General features: G+C 62.4%; 17 protein-coding genes. 6 read left to right on the top strand and 11 right to left on the bottom strand.

Features of this window, described 5'->3' with window-relative positions:
- Positions 1 to 103: 103 nt before the first annotated feature.
- From ACSQ3S_RS22730 to ACSQ3S_RS22745, 4 genes are all read right to left on the bottom strand, one after another.
- Positions 104 to 1090 (bottom strand): beta-ketoacyl-ACP synthase III, encoded by a 987-nt coding sequence (locus ACSQ3S_RS22730; RefSeq protein ID WP_353403069.1) that lies wholly within the window; start codon positions 1088 to 1090, stop codon positions 104 to 106.
- 16 nt (positions 1091 to 1106) lie between these two features.
- Entirely contained in the window at positions 1107 to 2168 is a 1062-nt protein-coding gene (plsX, locus tag ACSQ3S_RS22735; RefSeq protein WP_176651610.1) for a phosphate acyltransferase PlsX, read from the bottom strand.
- Between the two features lie 193 nt (positions 2169 to 2361).
- The gene (rpmF, locus tag ACSQ3S_RS22740) at positions 2362 to 2544 is read right to left on the bottom strand and encodes a 50S ribosomal protein L32 (RefSeq protein ID WP_008449924.1); all 183 of its coding nucleotides are present in this window, start codon (positions 2542 to 2544) and stop codon (positions 2362 to 2364) included.
- A 183-nt stretch (positions 2545 to 2727) separates the two neighbouring features.
- Complete coding sequence (locus ACSQ3S_RS22745) at positions 2728 to 3225, bottom strand: YceD family protein (protein ID WP_436143872.1); 498 nt, start codon at positions 3223 to 3225, stop codon at positions 2728 to 2730.
- Positions 3226 to 3352: 127 nt separating this feature from the next.
- Between ACSQ3S_RS22745 and ACSQ3S_RS22750 the strand changes: the two genes are divergently transcribed.
- Both ACSQ3S_RS22750 and ACSQ3S_RS22755 read left to right on the top strand, forming a co-directional pair.
- A complete protein-coding gene (locus ACSQ3S_RS22750; RefSeq protein ID WP_436143873.1) occupies positions 3353 to 3943 on the top strand; it encodes a Maf-like protein in 591 nt (196 codons plus the stop codon).
- 8 nt (positions 3944 to 3951) lie between these two features.
- Positions 3952 to 4677, top strand: a complete 726-nt coding sequence (locus ACSQ3S_RS22755; protein WP_413448670.1) for an SAM-dependent methyltransferase — start codon at positions 3952 to 3954, stop codon at positions 4675 to 4677.
- A gap of 9 nt (positions 4678 to 4686) precedes the next feature.
- Here the strand turns inward: ACSQ3S_RS22755 and ACSQ3S_RS22760 are convergent, their stop codons facing one another.
- Positions 4687 to 5955 carry an EAL and HDOD domain-containing protein gene (locus ACSQ3S_RS22760; RefSeq protein ID WP_176651614.1) on the bottom strand — a complete coding sequence of 423 codons (1269 nt, stop codon included), beginning with the start codon at positions 5953 to 5955 and terminating at the stop codon, positions 4687 to 4689.
- Between the two features lie 105 nt (positions 5956 to 6060).
- A complete protein-coding gene (locus tag ACSQ3S_RS22765) occupies positions 6061 to 6990 on the bottom strand; it encodes a 23S rRNA (adenine(2030)-N(6))-methyltransferase RlmJ (RefSeq protein ID WP_176651615.1) in 930 nt (309 codons plus the stop codon).
- Positions 6991 to 7165: 175 nt separating this feature from the next.
- Here ACSQ3S_RS22765 and ACSQ3S_RS22770 point away from each other — a divergent pair, with 175 nt between their 5' ends.
- On the top strand, positions 7166 to 7423 hold the full coding sequence (locus tag ACSQ3S_RS22770; protein WP_176651616.1) for a hypothetical protein: 258 nt from the start codon (positions 7166 to 7168) through the stop codon (positions 7421 to 7423).
- On the top strand, positions 7420 to 7644 hold the full coding sequence (locus tag ACSQ3S_RS22775) for a hypothetical protein (RefSeq protein WP_176651617.1): 225 nt from the start codon (positions 7420 to 7422) through the stop codon (positions 7642 to 7644). The genes ACSQ3S_RS22770 and ACSQ3S_RS22775 overlap by 4 nt, the downstream gene beginning before the upstream one ends.
- Positions 7645 to 7693: 49 nt before the next feature.
- On the opposite strand, the gene aceA is transcribed toward ACSQ3S_RS22775, so the two are convergent.
- The 4 genes from aceA to ACSQ3S_RS22795 all read right to left on the bottom strand — a co-directional run bounded on the left by aceA (position 7694) and on the right by ACSQ3S_RS22795 (position 13161).
- Positions 7694 to 8989 carry an isocitrate lyase gene (gene aceA / locus ACSQ3S_RS22780; RefSeq protein ID WP_176651618.1) on the bottom strand — a complete coding sequence of 432 codons (1296 nt, stop codon included), beginning with the start codon at positions 8987 to 8989 and terminating at the stop codon, positions 7694 to 7696.
- A gap of 302 nt (positions 8990 to 9291) precedes the next feature.
- Complete coding sequence (gene rraA, locus ACSQ3S_RS22785) at positions 9292 to 9786, bottom strand: ribonuclease E activity regulator RraA (RefSeq protein ID WP_176652121.1); 495 nt, start codon at positions 9784 to 9786, stop codon at positions 9292 to 9294.
- 73 nt (positions 9787 to 9859) lie between these two features.
- Positions 9860 to 11770, bottom strand: a complete 1911-nt coding sequence (locus ACSQ3S_RS22790; RefSeq protein WP_436145070.1) for a methyl-accepting chemotaxis protein — start codon at positions 11768 to 11770, stop codon at positions 9860 to 9862.
- 164 nt (positions 11771 to 11934) lie between these two features.
- A complete protein-coding gene (locus ACSQ3S_RS22795; RefSeq protein WP_436143874.1) occupies positions 11935 to 13161 on the bottom strand; it encodes an MFS transporter in 1227 nt (408 codons plus the stop codon).
- Between the two features lie 91 nt (positions 13162 to 13252).
- Here ACSQ3S_RS22795 and ACSQ3S_RS22800 point away from each other — a divergent pair, with 91 nt between their 5' ends.
- Both ACSQ3S_RS22800 and ACSQ3S_RS22805 read left to right on the top strand, forming a co-directional pair.
- On the top strand, positions 13253 to 14041 hold the full coding sequence (locus ACSQ3S_RS22800) for an AraC family transcriptional regulator (RefSeq protein WP_436143875.1): 789 nt from the start codon (positions 13253 to 13255) through the stop codon (positions 14039 to 14041).
- A 65-nt stretch (positions 14042 to 14106) separates the two neighbouring features.
- On the top strand, positions 14107 to 15057 hold the full coding sequence (locus ACSQ3S_RS22805; protein WP_436143876.1) for a GGDEF domain-containing protein: 951 nt from the start codon (positions 14107 to 14109) through the stop codon (positions 15055 to 15057).
- A 10-nt stretch (positions 15058 to 15067) separates the two neighbouring features.
- On the opposite strand, the gene clpB is transcribed toward ACSQ3S_RS22805, so the two are convergent.
- Positions 15068 to 17656 (bottom strand): ATP-dependent chaperone ClpB, encoded by a 2589-nt coding sequence (gene clpB / locus ACSQ3S_RS22810; RefSeq protein WP_353403057.1) that lies wholly within the window; start codon positions 17654 to 17656, stop codon positions 15068 to 15070.
- Between the last annotated feature and the right edge of the window lie 87 nt (positions 17657 to 17743).

Raw genomic sequence — 17743 nt, forward strand, 5'->3', positions numbered from 1 at the left:
TCCGTCTGATAATAATTGTGAGCACGCTAGCATGCCATCGTGACAGCATTACTACCGCCGAGCTCGTTAGAACTCTAATTCTAATCCAGGCTTAAAAAGGGGCTCAGAAACGCGCCAGGACAGCGCCCCACGTGAAGCCGCCGCCGACGCCTTCCATCATGATGTTCTGGCCCTTCTGGATGCGGCCGTCGCGCACTGCGACGTCCAGCGCCAGCGGGATCGACGCGGCCGAGGTATTGCCATGCTGGTCCACGGTGACCACCATTTTTTCAGCCGGCAAGCCCAGCTTCTTGGCCGTGCTGTTCATGATGCGCAGATTGGCCTGGTGCGGGATCAGCCAGTCGATCTGGTCGGCCGTCATATTGGCCTTGTCCAGCGCCTCGTGGGCGACCTTTTCCAGCACCGACACGGCCAGCTTGAACACCGCCGGGCCGTCCATGTACAGGAAGGCGCTGCCGGCAACGGCGCCGCCGTCGACCGAACCTGGAATGCTGAGGATGTCCGAATGGCGGCCGTCCGCATGCAGCTTGGTGGCCAGGATGCCCGGCTCTTCCGACGCGCTCAGCACGATGGCGCCGGCGCCGTCGCCGAACAGCACGCAGGTGGTGCGGTCGTCGAAATTGAGGATGCGCGAAAACACTTCGGAGCCGATGACCAGCACGTTCTTGTGCACGCCGGCGCGGATGAAGGCGTCCGCGGTGGAGACGGCGTAGACGAAGCCGCTGCACACGGCTTGCACGTCGACTGCCGCGCTGTTGTTGGTCATGCCCAGTTTTTTCTGCACGATGCAGGCGGTGCTGGGGAAGCTGCCGAAGAAGTCCGGCGTCGAGCTGGCCAGCACGATCAGGTCGATGTCGTTCGGCTGCAGGCCGGCCATCTCCAGCGCCTTCTTGGCGGCGTTGACCGCCAGGTCCGACGATTTCTGTTCCGGCTCAGCGAAGTGACGCGCCGAAATGCCGCTGCGGCTGACGATCCATTCGTCAGAGGTCTCGATGCCTTTGGCGGCGAGTTGATCAGCCAGTTCCTGGTTGGTCACGCGCTTCTCCGGCAGATAGCTGCCGGTGCCGATAATTTTGCTGTACAAAGTCATGCCGTTCTACCGTCCACTAAATAGTTGAGCTAGGTACTTCCGGAGTTTCGGTGTTACGCGGCATGAGCTCGGCGATCAACGTCGAAATATGCGGCAACACATCATTTTTTGCAGCATCATACGCCCGCTTGATCGCCCATTCAAAGGAATATGCGTCGGCGCCGCCATGGCTCTTGAACACCAGGCCGCGCAAACCCAGCAGGCTGGCACCGTTATAACGCGACGGCGACAGGCGCTTCTTGATCGAATTCAAGGCGCCGCGACCGATCAGAGCGCTCAGCATCGTCAGTGGATTGCGGGTGAATTCGGACTTGACCGTGTCGGCAAAGAAGCGGGCTACGCCCTCGACCGCCTTCAGCGTGACATTGCCGACGAAACCGTCGCAGACGACGATGTCGGTGGTGCCCTTGAAGATGTCGTTGCCCTCGACGTTGCCATAGAAGTTCAGCGCGCCGCGCTCATGGTCGGCCTGCAGCAGCTTGCTGGTGGCCTTGACCACGTCGTTGCCCTTGATGTCCTCGGTACCCACGTTCAGCAGGCCCAGGGTCGGGCGAGGAATATTTTCCATCGCCGACACCAGCACCGAACCCATGATGGCGAACTGGTGCAGGTGATGCGGTTCGCAGTCGACGTTGGCGCCCAGGTCCAGCATGTAGGTCGGGCCGCCCTTCTGGTTCGGCATGATGCTGCAGATGGCCGGACGGTCGACGCCGGTCATGGTCTTGAGCACGTAGCGGGCCACGGCCATCAGCGCACCGGTGTTGCCGGCCGAGACCGACGCCTGCGCCTTGCCGTCCTTGACCTGCTCGATGGCCACGCGCATCGACGAATCCTTCTTGCGGCGCAGGGCCACTTCGAGCGGATCGTCCATGGTGACTTGTTCGGAGGCGTGCACCACGCTCAGGCGTGGATGCGCGTCGGCGTGATGCTTCTTCAATTCGGCGCGGATGACGTCTTCCAAACCGACTAGTATCAGTTCAGCATCTGGTTCGCGTTTGACGAAGGAAATAGCTGCGGGGATAGTGACCGACGGGCCGTGATCTCCGCCCATGCAGTCGATAGAAATTTTGATTGTCATTTGTTTTGATTCAGTACCACGCTCCAGCCCTTGCGGGGCAAGCTGCGGCAAGCTGCGGACCTACACTGTCCAGGTCTACGCGTTTCAAAATGACGGTGTGCAAAAGAGGATTGCAGCCGAAGAAAAAGAAAAAGCGATGCATGCGAGTCAACCACGCAGCACCGCCTATTTCCGAGTCCAGCAAAAGCGTCGATTACTCGTCGTTTTTGGTTTTCAGGACTTTACGACCACGGTAGAAGCCGTTAGGGCTGATGTGGTGACGCAGGTGGGTTTCACCGGTGGTTGGCTCGATGCCCAGTTGTGGAGCAACCAGGAAATCGTGCGAACGGTGCATACCGCGCTTCGATGGGGACTTCTTGTTCTGTTGAACTGCCATGTTAATGACTCCTAATACATAAGTTCTAAAATTTTAACACATTCGACCAGCAAATACATGCGAATCGAGTATCCTGCCGGCAAAACTGAACCGGCATAGTTAAACTGAGATTTACTACATTTCACTGCTGACTTGCCATACTCGATTTACTACACGCGTTTGACACGTTCTTTACAACACTACTTATTCGGATTTGAGGCCCTTGAGGGCGTCGAACGGCGACAACTTCTCGCTTTTTGCCTTGTCCAGCAGGGCGGAATCGGGGCAGACATCGTGTTTCGGCGTATGCGGCAGGGCCAGCAGCGCTTCGTCTTCCACCAGATCCATCAGCTCCATACTGCGGCTGCCGACGATGACATCGATCGTCTCGTCGTCGATCATTTCTTCAATTTCATCCGCCTGCTCATCATCCTTACCAAGCATCAACAGCGTCGAGGCGTCGATGGTGTGAGCATAAGGCGTCAGGCAGCGCTGGCAGACCAGTTGCACGGTGCCGGATACCGACAGCGTCATCTGCGGGAAGCCCATCTTGCTGGTGCCCCCTACTACCTTCCAGGAAATCGTGCCGGAATTATCGGCGCAATCCTTGGTCAAACGGGTCATTTCGGCAACGGGCGTCACGCCTTCTCTGCTGCCGTTGCTCCGACAAAAATCAAAGGCGTCGATCACAATAGCATTCATTACAGAAAATTTCCCCGGAAAACCTGCGATAATAGCAGGGTTTTCGTCATCAAGTCAAAGCCTTAGCGTTTTTTTCGTTCTTTTTGCCGCTGGCGTTACCGGCGACAGAGCATATAACATTCCCCTCATGACATCAAGTTTACTCGTACTCGCCTCCAGTTCGGCCTATCGCAAGGAATTGTTATCACGGCTGCAACTGCCGTTCGAGGTCGCGGTGCCGGACATCGACGAAACGCCGCTGGCCGGCGAATCGCCCAGCGCCACCGCGCTGCGGCTGGCGCGCGAGAAGGCCGCCGCCGTGGCCGCCAAGATGCCGGGCTACATCGTCATCGGCTCCGACCAGGTCGCCACTTTGGACGGCGAGCAGATCGGCAAGCCGGGCAACCACGCCAACGCGCTGGCCCAGCTGCGGAAGATGCGCGGCCGCGAAGTGATCTTCCACACCGCGCTGTGCGTGTTTGACGGGCGGAACGGCCAGGCGCAGGTCGAGGATATCCGGACCGCCGTCACCTTCCGCGACCTGCCGGACGCCGAGCTGGACGCCTACCTGCGCATCGAACAGCCGTACGACTGCGCCGGCAGCGCCAAGAACGAGGCGCTGGGCATCGCCATCCTCGAGCGCATCGACAGCAGCGACCCGACCGCCCTCACCGGCTTGCCTTTGATCGCGCTGACAGGCATGCTGCGCAGGATTGGCGTCTCCTTTTTCAATACCTAAAGATTTTTATGCCCGGCACCCTCTTCTTAATACCGAACACCCTGGGCGAGACCGAAGCGCTCGCCAACGTGCTGCCCGAACAGGTGCAGCGCATCACCTCGCAACTCGACTACTTCGTCGCCGAGAACGCCAAGACGGCGCGCGCGTTTTTAAAACTGGTGAACGCCCAGCATCCGCTGGCCAAGCCGCTGCAAGAGATCAAGATTTCCGAACTCAACGTCAACACCCCGGCCGCCGCGCTGGCGGGCCTGCTGGCGCCGCTGCTGGCGGGACAGGATGGCGGCCTGGTGTCGGAAGCCGGCGTGCCGGCGGTGGCCGACCCCGGCGCCGACCTGGTGCGGCTGGCGCACCAGCACAACATCCCGGTGCGGCCACTGGTCGGGCCGTCGTCGCTGCTGCTGGCGGTGATGGCAAGCGGCCTGAACGGACAGAGCTTCGCCTTCAACGGCTACCTGCCGACCGACGCCGCGCAGCGCGCCGTCCGCATCAAGGAGCTGGAGCAGCGCTCGCGCAAGGAAAAGCAGACACAGCTGTTCATCGAAACGCCATACCGCAACGCCGCCATGCTGGAAGCGTTGGTGACGGCCTGCGCGCCGGGCACGCTGGTCTGCGTGGCGACCGACCTCAGCCTGCCATCGGAAACCATCCGCACGATGACGGCGGCCCAATGGAAAACCGCCAAGGCGCCCGACTTCCACAAGAAGCCCACCGTGTTCCTGCTGCTGGGCCAATAAAATCCGGGGTCAGATGTGGCGGGCGTACTCGGTCACCCATTCGATGGCGGCCAGCTGGATCGCGTACAGTTCGGACGGCTTCAGCGCCAGCTGGTGCAGCAGCGGCGCCAGCGTCTTGCCATCGCCGGCTTTTTCGATGTGCTCGATCAGGTTCAACATGCTGCCGTAGTCGCCGCTGCGATGCAGTAACGCGGCGCGCACCTCGTCCAGCACGTTGACGCTGTCGAGCACGTCACGCATGTGGATAGAGAACAGCGTGTCCATCAGCGACATCACCCCCACCGTGAAGCCGATGTCGGCGCTGACGCGCTGCCCCGGCCGCAGGTGCTCGACCATCAGCTCCATCGTCTTGCCGCGCGTGGTGGCCAGTTGCAGCAGCGGAGACGTGAATTCCTGCGTGCCGCCGTTCTTCACGTACAGCAGGATCTGCAGCCAGCGCTGCAGCTGGCGCCGGCCCAGCACCATCAACGCATGGCCGACCGAGTTGATCCTGTAGCGGGCGCCCACCGCCGGCGTGTTCACCAGCCGCAGCAGGTTCAGCGTGATGAGCGCATCGTGCTTGACGCTGCGCTCGATCTCCTGGCTGGTGGCGTCCGTGTTAAGCAAATCCAGCAGGTGCAGCACGCTGCGCTGCGACGGCGAGATCTTCTTGCCACTCAGGATCACCGGCCGCGCAAAATAATAGCCCTGGAAATATTCGAAGCCCAGCTCCATGCATTGCTGGAACTCCTCGATGGTCTCGACTTTCTCGGCCAGCAGCTTTTGCCTGGGGTTCTTCAGCACCCGCGCCAGCGCCTGCAAGGTGCCCGGCTGCATGTCCTTGATGTCGACCTTGATGACGTCGCACAAGGGCTGCAGCTTTTGCACGTCCTCGGAATGGCCGATCACGTCGTCCAGCGCGAACTTGAAGCCGGCCTGCTTGAGCTCGCGCACGCGGTCCATCACTTCCGGCGTGGCCTTCACCGTTTCAAGGATTTCAAGGATGACTTTATCGTTCGGCAGGAAGCGGATGAAGTCGCTCATCAGCCCGACGGCGTCGACGTTGACGAAGGCCATCTGGTCGCCGACCACCTGCCCCATGCCCAGCTCGGAGGCATGCGCGATGACGGTGGCGGTCGCTTCCGCATCGTCGGTGACGTCGGCTTCGTTGCGCTGCCGCGCGTCGCGGAACAGCAATTCGTAGGCCACCAGCCGCTGTCCCCGATTGAGGATAGGCTGGCGCGCCAAAAAGAAATTGTCAGCAAAGTTGGACGGTACCGGCGTAGTCGTCATCATCATGGGAAGCTCCCAATCTGCAATCTGCTTGATTACCGGGCGGCTGTCTCCTGCAGCGGCCCGCTATCCACCAGACTAACCGTACTATACCGTCCTGACAACATTTTTCTATCGTGTAACGGGGCGGCGCACGGCGTTGTTGCGCGTAGCCGTCGGTGTGCCGCTCTCGAGCGTGAAGCGCGCGCCGGAGTCCTTGCCCAGCACCTTGACCAGGTAGGGCATGGCTTCCTTCAGCATCGGCTCCAGCGTGTACGGCGGATTGAGGATGAACATGCCGCTGCTGTGCAGGCCGAAGCCGTCCGGCATCGGCGTGTTGGTGGTCAGCACGACGTTGAGCCAGCTCGACGCCTGCAGCTGCTTGAGCTTGTCGGCGAACTGGCGCGACTCCATGCGCTGCAGCAGCGGGTACCAGACGGCATAGGTGCCGGTCGGGAAACGCACCAGCGCGTCGGCCAGCGTGTCCTTGACCTTCTTATAGTCCATCTTGTCTTCATACGGCGGATCGATCAGCACCAGCGCGCGGCGCGACGGCGGCGGCAGCAGCGCCTTCAGCGCCTGGAAGCCGTCGCCACGGGTGATCAGCACGCGCTTGCCGCGCGTGGTCGGACGGATGCCCTGTTGCGCCGCGTGCTCTTCGAGCTTGCGGAAGTTATCGGCCAGCAGTTTCGAATCGGCCGGATGCAGCTCGAACAGGCGCAGGCGGTCCTGCTCGCGCGCGACCTGGTCGGCGATGTACGGCGAACCGGGGTAGTAGCGCATCTTGCCGCTCGGGTTCATGGCGCGCACCAGGTCGACATATTCCTTGACCGCCGCAGGCATGTCGGTGCGTTCCCACAGCGGGCCGATGCCGGTATCGTATTCCGCGTTCTTGGAGGCGAACGTACCGTCGAGCGCGTACACGCCGGCGCCGGAGTGGGTGTCGATGTAGCTGTATGCGGTATCTTTTTGATTCAGATACTGCAGCAACTGGATGGTCACGAAATGCTTCAACACATCGGCGTGATTACCCGCGTGAAAGGCGTGGCGGTAACTCAACATAAGCTTGGTATTTCCTAAATGGGTGGTGCGGAACAATCCCGCATTATCCACTAGAAAGGCGATCCAGCCAAAAAAGCGCACACATCGTTTGCATCAAAGCGTGCGCCAGTGTGGGGGCTAGCATGGAACTGCCGCGCTGCATTTGCATGCGCGGAGACTTTTCAAGGAGGAGATCATGTCTTTCAATAACGTAGGTCCGCTGACCTTCCTGGCGCCCGGCCAAACGGCGTTCTGGAGCTACAGCTACGGCAGCGATCACGGCACGCAGTTTGCCTCGGCCGATGTCAAGGCGCCCAACCAGGGCGCGGTGCACATGGCGGACCAGCAAAGCAAGCGCAAGGAAAACGACGGCAACGCCACCTATTTCGTGCAGATCCACAACCAGGGCGTGGGTGGCGCCTTCCACAACCTGCAAGGCGGAGGCATGTCATGAAGATGACCATCGTAACGGATGCGCACGGCAACGTGCTGGGCGCCGTCCAGGGACATTCCCTGTCGGAGAAAAAGGGCGATGTGGAAGCCAGCGTGTCGTTCGCTCCCGGCCACAGCACCCACATGATCGACGTGGACGACGACCTGGCCACGGTTGACGATATCGACGAGTTCCAGCGGCGCCTTCGTCACCACCTGCAGCAGCATCAACAGCAACCCTGAAGTAAAACAGCCGCAGCGCCGGCAAGTCCCTCTACGCTGCGGCCTTCCCTCAGGCCACCTTCTTGTCGAAGAATTGCTCGTCTTCAGTCGAGCCGTGCAACGCGGTGGTCGACGACTGGCCGTTCTGGATGGTCTGGGTCACCGCATCGAAGTAGCCGGTGCCGACTTCGCGCTGGTGCTTGACCGCGGTGAAGCCCTTCTCGGCTGCGGCGAACTCGGCTTCCTGCAGCTCCACGAAGGCCGACATCTGGCGGCGCGCGTAACCGTGCGCCAGGTTGAACATGCCGTAGTTCAGCGCGTGGAAACCGGCCAGCGTGATGAACTGGAACTTGTAGCCCATGGCGCCCAGTTCTTTCTGGAACTTGGCGATGGTGGCGTCGTCCAGGTTTTTCTTCCAGTTGAACGACGGCGAGCAGTTGTAGGCAAGCATCTTGCCCGGGAATTTGGCGTGCACGGCATCGGCGAACTGCTTGGCGAAGGCCAGGTCCGGCTTGCCGGTTTCGCACCAGACCAGGTCGGCGTACGGCGCGTAAGCCAGCGCGCGGGAAATCGCCTGGTCGATGCCCGGCCTGACTTTGTAGAAGCCCTCGACGGTGCGCTCGCCGGTGCAGAACGGGCGGTCGTTGTCGTCCACGTCCGAGGTCAGCAGGTCGGCCGCCTCGGCGTCGGTGCGAGCGATCACCAGCGTCGAGGTGCCCATGACGTCGGCCGCCAGCCGGGCCGCCGTCAGTTTTTCCACGGCTTCGCGTGACGGCACCAGCACCTTGCCGCCCATGTGGCCGCATTTCTTGACTGAAGCGAGCTGGTCTTCGAAGTGCACGCCGGCGGCGCCGGCGTCGATCATCGACTTCATCAACTCGTAGGCGTTCAGCACGCCGCCGAAGCCGGCTTCCGCATCGGCCACGATGGGCGCGAAGAAGTCGATGTCATCCTTGCCTTCGGACCATTGGATCTGGTCGGCGCGCTGGAAGGTGTTGTTGATGCGCTTGACGACCATCGGCACCGAATTGGCCGGATACAGCGACTGGTCCGGGTACATCTCGCCGGCCAGGTTGGCGTCGCCCGCAACCTGCCAGCCGGACAGGTAGATCGCCTTCAGGCCGGCCTTGACTTGCTGCATGGCCTGGTTGCCGGTCAGCGCGCCCAGCGCATTGACGAAGGGCTCGTTGTTGACCAGGTCCCACAGCTTTTCCGCACCACGCTTGGCCAGCGTGTGCTCGATCTGCAGGGAACCGCGCAGGCGTACCACATCCTCGGCCGTGTAGGTGCGGGTGACGCCCTTCCAGCGCGGGTTGCTATCCCAGTCTTTCTGCAGGGCTGCGATTTGCTGTTCACGAGTTGCCATGGTGTTCTCCTTAGTTAAATGCGACATCTGTTAAACAAATGGTAGACCTTTTTGTGCTCGGCACCAATAGTCTTATATAAGACATATAACTAAATTAAAACCCATACAAATCAACTGGTTAATTATTATTTTCCACGATACGGAAAGAAATTTCTCTCCATGGAAGAAAATCATGCTGCGCTCACACATCAAATTTCGCGATGTGGAACGGCATTTTCGTCAGATGAAAAAACAGGAGAGATTGATAGTAGCGCCCAACAGATTGCTTGAATTTGTTGGGCGGCAAGAAAAGAAGGAGGGAGTCAGAACAGTTTTTGCTGCGCCACCAGGATGCCGTCGGCGTCGGCGTAGATCCAGTCGCCCGGGTTGACCGGCACGCCGGCGATGTGCACCCGCAGGTTGCGCTCACCCGCGCCCTTCTTGCTGCTCTTTTGCGGATGGGCGCCCAGCGCGCGCACGCCGATTTCGCAGGAGTTGAGTTCGTCGGTGTCGCGGATGCAGCCATCGACCACGATGCCGGACCAGCCGTTGTCCTGGGCCAGCAGGCCGAGCTGGCCGCCGACCAGCGCGCGACGCATGCTGCCGCCGCCGTCGATCACCAGTACGTTGCCGTCGCCCGGTGTTTCCAGCATCGCGCGCACGATCGCATTGTCTTCATGCACCTTCAGCGTGGTGACGCGGCCTGAGAACTGCACGTGCTTGCCGAAGTGGAGGAAGACCGGCGGCAGCACGGCCAGCCGGCCGTCGTCCAGCAGCTTGCTGTTGTCGTCGCATAAATCGGTGGTGGCAAAATTCATCATGGTCCTCGGCGTTATAAAGATGGCACCGATTCTATGCCGAAAGACCGCGACTGTTCAACCTGCACAAAAGTTAATACCGCACGAAGTCCGCTTCGTCCGGCTCCAGCATGCTTTGGCCGCTGGCCAGCGTGCGCAGGCTCGACGCCTGCCGCGGCCGCATCAGCCTGACGCTGCCGCGCTGCGGCGCCGGCGTCCGCGCGCCGCCGCCGATCGAGAAGAAGCCCATGGTCTGCTGCAATTCCTCGGCCTGGCTGCTCATTTGTTCGGCTGTCGAGGCCAGCTCTTCCGAGCCGGACGCGTTCTGCTGGGTGGTCTGGCTCAGCTGGCTGATGGCCGAGTTGATTTGCGTCAGGCCGGCGGACTGTTCTTCCGAGGCGGCCGTGATTTCCTGCACCAGGTCCGAGGTCTTCTTAATGTTGGGCACCATCGAGCCCAGCATCTGCCCGGCCCGCTCGGCCAGCTCGACGCTGCCGCTGGCCACCTGGCCGATTTCCTGCGCCGCCACCTGGCTGCGTTCGGCCAGCTTGCGCACCTCGGCCGCCACCACGGCAAAGCCCTTGCCGTGCTCGCCGGCGCGGGCCGCCTCGATCGCCGCGTTCAGCGCCAGCAGATTGGTCTGGTAAGCGATGTCGTCGATGATCAAGACCTTGGCCGCGATCTGCTTCATCGCCGCCACGGTCGAGCGCACCGCCTCGCCGCCCTCGCTCGCTTCGCCGGAGGCCTTGCTTGCCATGGCGTCGGTGACCTTGGCGTTCTCGGTGTTCTGCGCCACCGAGGCCGTCATCTGCTCCACCGAGGCCGAGGTTTCCTCGACATTGGCGGCCTGCTCGGAGGCCGCCTGCGCCAGCGCCTGCGCGGTGGCGCTGACTTCCTCGGACGCCGCCGCCAGCGCTTCGGCGTTGTTGTTGACTTCGCTAACCACCTGCGCCAGCTTGGCCACCGTGTTGTTGGCGTATTCCTTCAGTTCGCCAAACGCACCCTCGTAGTCCTTGTCGATGGTCTTGGTCAGGTCGCCTTCGGACATGGCGCCCATCACCCGCACCACGTCGGCGATGCTGGCGCCGGTGGTGGTGGCCAGCTGGTTCAAGCCTTCGCCCATTTCGCGCTGGAAGCCCTGCAAGCCGTTGAGGTCGACCCTCGCCTCGAAATTGCCGCGGTTGGCGGCCGCCACCACGCTGCGCTGGCCGTCCACCACCTGGCGCAGCTTGCCCATCATTTCCTTGACGGCATACAGCATGCTGCCGCGGTCACCCGGCCGCGTCACCACCTCGGCGTTCAGATCGCCTTGCGAGATGCGCGCCATCAGGTCCGCCGCGTAGCCCGGCTCGCCGCCCAGGCGCCGCACCAGGTCGCGCGTGATCAGCCAGGCGATCGCCACCGCCGCCAGCACCGCCGCCGCCGACAGCAGTATCACCAGCTGGCGCGTGGCGGCGTAGACGTCATCTGCCCCTTGCGTCTCCTTGTCCATCTGCTCGCTCTCGTACTTGGCGATGGTTTCCAACGCGCCCCAATAGGCGTTGTTGGCTTCGACAAAGTCGCCCTTCATGTATTCCACCGCGCGCTTCGGGTCGGACTTGGCCAGCGCATACAACTGGTCGTATTTGGGGGTCAGCAGATTGCCCTTGTCGACGATGTCGCGATACATCTGGCGGCCTTTTTCGGTGCCGATCAGCTTGTCCAGCTTGGACAGCTCGTCGGCAATCTTGCCGCGGTTAGCGGCCACGACACCCTTGAATTTTTCACGCTCCTCGTCGCTGCTGGCCAGCAGCATGCTGCGCAGCTGGCGGCCGTTGTCGATGGTTTGCTTGATCATTTCATTCGAAAGTATGACCTTGGGATAGCGGTCCTCGGTAATGCGGCGAATGCCGTCGTTGAGCACCGCCAGGCGCATCAGGCTGATGACCGACAGCACCAGCAGCAGGACGATGACAGCGCCAAAGCCAAGCCCGAGCCGGGTTGCAACCTTCATGTTTGCAAGCATCATATCTCCCCAAAAAAAACCGCACATCGCCGCGCCTGTCGCTTCTATTTTGCAAGACAATCCGATGCGCCCGTGCAAAAAAATCGATAGGCAATCATGGCACGCTGGCTTGAATATTGATACGTTTTTCCGAGAACTGTGAACCCTGCGCGACGCTGTCGAAACTATATCGCCTCGGGAATCCCGGCCATACGGCGCCTGCCGCCGACGCCTATCGTGGTCAATATCACCAGCGCCTGGAACACGCCGATGCCGATGAACACGCCAGCCGGATGGTTGGCGTCCATCAGCGCGCCGAACAGCAGCGGGCCGAGCGCCAAGCCGCTGTCGAGCCCGGAATAGACAACGCCGAACACGCGACCGGTGGCGTTGGCCGGCGCCGCGCCGCGTATCATCAAATCACGCGACGGACCAGAGATGCCGGTCACCAAACCGATCAGCGCCATCAGCATGACGGCCGCCCAGGCCGGCACCACGGCGGCGGCCAGTATCAACGCCAGCACGGCGGCAGTGCCGAAGGCGACGATGATGATGCGGTCGTGATGGCGGCTGCCGGCGCCGAGGAAGCCGCCGTACAGCATGCCGAACGCCGAGGCCACCATGTACGATGTATAGGCTGCGGTGGCCCAGGCCAGCGACATGCCGTACAGACTCACCAGGCTGGTGGCGGCAAAGGTCTGGATGCCGGCCAGCGCCACGGCGGAGATCAGGAAGAAGGCAAAGCACATCCATACGACACGCAGCCGCAGGAAACCCAGCGTGCCGGACGTTTTACCGGATGCTGCACTTGATGCGGCAACTTCGGCGGCAGCTTCGGGACGCAGCGCATGGCGATTCCATACCAGCAGCGCCAACACGCTCAGCGGCAGCAACGCCGCGCACAGCAGCGCGGTGCGCCAGTCTGTGCGGGCGGCTACGTAGGTCAGGAACAGCGGCGACACAGCCCAGCCTATATTGCCGCTGATGCCGTGCACCGAGAAACCATGCGCCAGCCGCGCCTTGGACACGCGCTGGTTCAGCAGCGTGTAGTCGGCCGGATGGAACACGCTGTTGCCGCAGCCGGCCAGCAAGGCGCCCAGCATCAGCTGTACATAGCTGTGTGCGCTCGACAGCAGCACCACCGACAAGCCCAGCAGCGAGATGCCGCCGAACAGCACCGCCCGGGCGCTGAAGCGGTCCACCACAAATCCCGCCAGCGCCTGGCCGATGCCCGAGACCACGAAGAACACGGTCATCAGCAAGCCCAGCTCGGAATAACTCAGGTGGAATTCCGGTTTCAGCCAGGGAATCAGCGCCGCCATGATCACGTGATAAAAGTGCGACGTGCCATGCGCCAGCCCGACCAGGCCGATGACCCTGGCGTCCTGCCGCAGCAACGATTTGTCGTCCATACCGTTCCCCTGCTGAAAAAGAAAACACAGTGTAAGCATTTCGGCCCCGGCTGATTTAAGATAGAGAGTCAACATTTATCGAATTTCCGCCATGCCCATCCCTGTCGTCACGCACACGCAGTTCAACTGGGATTGCGACTATCCCACCCCGGCCCGGCCGCTGACCATGTCGGGCCGCGACCTGCCTGCCGACGCCGTGCTGCTGCCGCACCATCACCCGTGGGGCCAGTTCACCTACGCGCTGCAAGGCGTGATGCGGGTGACCGCCAACAACAGCAGCTGGATCGTGCCGCCGCAGCGCGCCGTCTGGATCGCGCCGGACGTGATGCACGCGGTCACCGTGCTGGAGCCGACCCGCCTGCGGCCGCTGTGCGTGCACGCCAGCCGCTCGCCCTTTGCCGACGACTGCAAGGTGGTCGAAGTGTCCGGCCTGCTGCGTGAACTGATGGCCGCGTTCGAACAGCACGACCAGCACGAGCAATCCAGCCGCGAACAGCTGTTGGCCGACATGATCCTCGACGAACTGCCGCGCTGCGCCGAGCGCCCGCTGCGCGTGCCGCTGCCGCAGGACAAGCGCCTGAAAACCCTGTGCAACGCGCTGATCGACGATCCCGGCGCCGAGCTGACGCTGGAAGCCTGGTCGGCTCGGGTCGGCGCCTCCGAGCGCACGCTGACGCGCCTGTTCGAGCGCGAGCTGGGCATGAGCTTCAGCCAATGGCGCCAGCAGGTCCGGCTGGCGCACGCCGCCCCGCTGATCACGCGCGGCGTGCCGCTGTCGCAGGTGGCCGCGCAACTGGGCTACGCCAGCCAGTCGGCGTTCTCTGCGATGTTCAAGAAGACCTTCGGCAGCACGCCGACCGCTTTTTTCGGACAAAAATAGATATTTGGTCAAGTTTTTCAGAAATGTACCGTTAACGTTGTCTTGGACGAAAGTACGGTATATAAGTGAAAACTCAACAACTGGAACAGCGGGACCGCATGACGGATTTGTCGCAACTCTCGACCGGGCAGATCGCCGCGCTGCTGGCCGCGCTGCCGGATCCGGCATTCATCATCACGCGCAGCGGCCGCTACGCGGCGCTGTTTGGCGGCACCGACGCCCGCTACTATCACGACGGCAGCAGCCTGGTCGGCAAAAGCATCCCGGAGGTGCTGAACCGCGACAAGGCCGGCTGGTTCATCGAGCAGATCGCCCATGCCCTGGACAGCCCCGGTTTGCACGCGGTCGAGTATCAACTCGCCCGCGCCGACGTCAAGGGCCTGGACAGCGACGGCCCGGAAGACACGGTATGGTTCGAGGGGCGCGTGCAGGCGCTGGGTCACCTGGTGCAGGGAGAAGAAGCGGTGCTGTGGGTCGCCAGCAATATCACCGCCAGCAAGAAGCTGGAGGCGCTGCTGCGCATGCAGAGCGAAACCGATTCGCTGACGGGACTGTCGAACCGGCGCAAGCTGATGGCCGCGCTGACCGAGCACTACGAGCTGTACGCCCGCTACGAGACGCCGACTTCGGTGCTGATCTTCGACATCGACCAATTCAAAGGCATCAACGACGAATACGGCCACCTGAGCGGCGACAAGGCGATCGTCACCACGGCCGAGGTGTGCCGGCATGAACTGCGCAGCACCGACTTCGCCGCGCGGCTGGGCGGCGACGAATTTGTGATCCTGATGCCGCACACCCGCTGGCAGCAGGCGATGCCGATCGCCGAGCGGCTGCGGCTAAAAGTGGCGGAGTCCCTGCGCGAGCTGGGCACGCTGGGCCGCGGCGCCACTATCAGCGGCGGCTTGAGCGAACTGCTACCCGGCGACAGTTCCTACGAAGATGTGCTGAAACGGGCGGACGACGCGCTGTACCGCGCCAAACGCGACGGCCGCAACCGCATCGTCCACCACTAGCCCGCTAAGCTCAGGTAAAGGCCAGCTCTCCGCTGACCGGATCGGCGTCGATGTGGATGGTGTCCTTCGGACCGAAGCGGCCCTGCAGGATCATCTTCGACAGCGGATTTTCGATCTGCTGCTGGATCGCCCGCTTCAGCGGCCGCGCGCCGTACACCGGATCGTAGCCCGCTTCCGCGATCTTGTGCAGCCCCGCCTCGGTGATCGTCAAGGTCATCTCCATCTTGGCCAGGCGCTGCTCCAGGATCGCCAGCTGGATCTTGGCGATGGCGCCGATGTTCTTCTCATCGAGGCCGTGGAACACGACGATTTCATCGATACGGTTGATGAACTCCGGACGGAAATGCGAGCGCACCTCGGCCATCACCGCCAGCTTCACCACGCCCGGGTCGGATTCCTCCATCGCCTGGATCTTGTGCGAGCCCAGGTTGGACGTCATGATGATGACGGTGTTCTTGAAGTCCACCGTGCGCCCCTGGCCGTCGGTCATGCGGCCGTCGTCCAGCGCCTGCAGCAGCACGTTGAACACGTCCGGATGCGCCTTCTCCACCTCGTCGAGCAGGATCACGCTGTACGGCTTGCGGCGCACGGCCTCGGTCAGGTAGCCGCCCTCGTCGTAGCCCACGTAACCCGGCGGCGCGCCGATCAGGCGGGCCACCGAGTGCTTCTCCATGAATTCGCTCATGTCGATGCGTATCATCGATTCCTCGGTGTCGAACAGGAAGCCGGCCAGCGCCTTCGACAGCTCGGTCTTGCCGACGCCCGTCGGCCCCAGGAACATGAAGGAACCATACGGACGGTTCGGATCGGACAACCCGGCGCGCGAACGGCGGATCGCGTCGGACACGGCGTCGATCGCCTCGTCCTGCCCCACCACGCGCTCGTGCAGCTTCTCTTCGATGTGCAGCAGCTTGTCGCGCTCGCCCTGCATCATGCGCGACACCGGAATGCCGGTCGCGCGCGACACCACCTCGGCGATCTCCTCGGCGCCGACTTCGGTGCGCAGCAGTTTCGGCTTGGCCGCCTCGCCTTCCTTGGCGCTCACGCTCTCGGCTTGCTTCAGTTGCGCTTCCAGCTCGGGCAGGCGGCCGTACTGCAGTTCCGACACGCGCTGCCAGTTGCTCTCGCGGGTGGCCTGCTCCATCTGCAGCTTGATGCGGTCGATCTCTTCCTTGATGTGGGTGCTGCCCTGCACCACCGCCTTCTCGGCCTTGAGGATTTCCTCGTAGTCGTTCAGTTCGCGCCCCAGCTTGACGATCTCCTCGTCGATCAGGTCCTGGCGGCGGCGCGAGGCTTCGTCCTTTTCCTTCTTGACGGCTTCCTTCTCGATCTTCAGCTGGATCAGGCGGCGTTCCAGCTTGTCCATCACCTCCGGCTTGGAGTCGATCTCGATCTTGATCTTGGACGCGGCCTCGTCGATCAGGTCGATCGCCTTGTCGGGCAGGAAGCGGTCGGTGATGTAGCGGTGCGACAGTTCCGCCGCCGCGATGATGGCAGCGTCAGAGATGGCGACCTTGTGGTGCAGCTCATACTTGTCCTGCAAGCCGCGCAGGATGGCGATGGTGGCTTCCACCGACGGCTCGTCGACCAGGATCTTCTGGAAGCGGCGCTCCAGCGCGGCATCCTTCTCGATGTATTTGCGGTACTCGTCCAGGGTGGTCGCGCCGACGCAGTGCAGCTCGCCGCGCGCCAGCGCAGGCTTGAGCATATTGCCCGCGTCCATGGCACCGTCGGCCTTGCCGGCGCCGACCATCGTGTGCATCTCGTCGATGAAGACGATGGTCTGGCCCTCGTCCATCGCCAGTTCCTTCAGCACGGCTTTGAGCCGCTCCTCGAACTCGCCGCGGTACTTGGCGCCGGCCACCAGCGCCGCCATGTCCAGCGACAGCACGCGCTTGCCCTTGAGCGAATCGGGCACCTCGTTGTTGACGATGCGCTGCGCCAGGCCTTCGACGATGGCGGTCTTGCCGACGCCGGGTTCGCCGATCAGCACGGGATTGTTCTTGGTACGGCGCTGCAGCACCTGGATGGCGCGGCGGATCTCGTCGTCGCGGCCGATCACCGGATCGAGCTTGCCGGCGCGGGCGCGCTCGGTCAGGTCCAGCGTGTATTTTTTCAGCGCCTCGCGCTGGCCTTCGGCCTCCTGCGTATCGACCTTGGCGCCGCCGCGCACGGTGTCGATGGCCGCTTCCAGCGACTTGCGGGTCAGGCCGTTCTCGCGCGCCAGCGTGCCGGCGTCCGATTTGTCGTCGGTCAGCGCCAGCAGCACCATCTCGCTGGAGATGAACTGGTCGACGCGCTTCTGCGCTTCCCTGTCCGCCAGGTTCAGCACCGAGACCAGCTCGCGGCTGGCCTGCACGTCGCCGCCGGTGCCGGACACCTTGGGCAGGCGCTCCAGCGAGGAGCCCAGCGCCTTGGTCAGGCCGCCGACGTTGACGCCGGCGCGCTGCAGCAGCGAACGCGCGCTGCCGTCGCTCTGGTTCAGCAGCGCCGTCAGCAGGTGGACCGGTTCGATGTATTGATTGTCGTTGCCCACGGCCAGACTCTGCGAGTCCGACAGGGCTTCCTGGAGTTTGGTGGTGAGTTTGTCTTGCCGCATGGAATTGCTCCGATATATTTAACTTATCGCATACATAGGGATGTGCGATCAGTTTTCAAGGAGACACCTATTTATTCAACAAATCCA

The sequence above is a fragment of the Duganella sp. LjRoot269 genome, assembly GCF_964254095.1.
Classification (GTDB): domain Bacteria; phylum Pseudomonadota; class Gammaproteobacteria; order Burkholderiales; family Burkholderiaceae_D; genus Rugamonas; species Rugamonas hordei.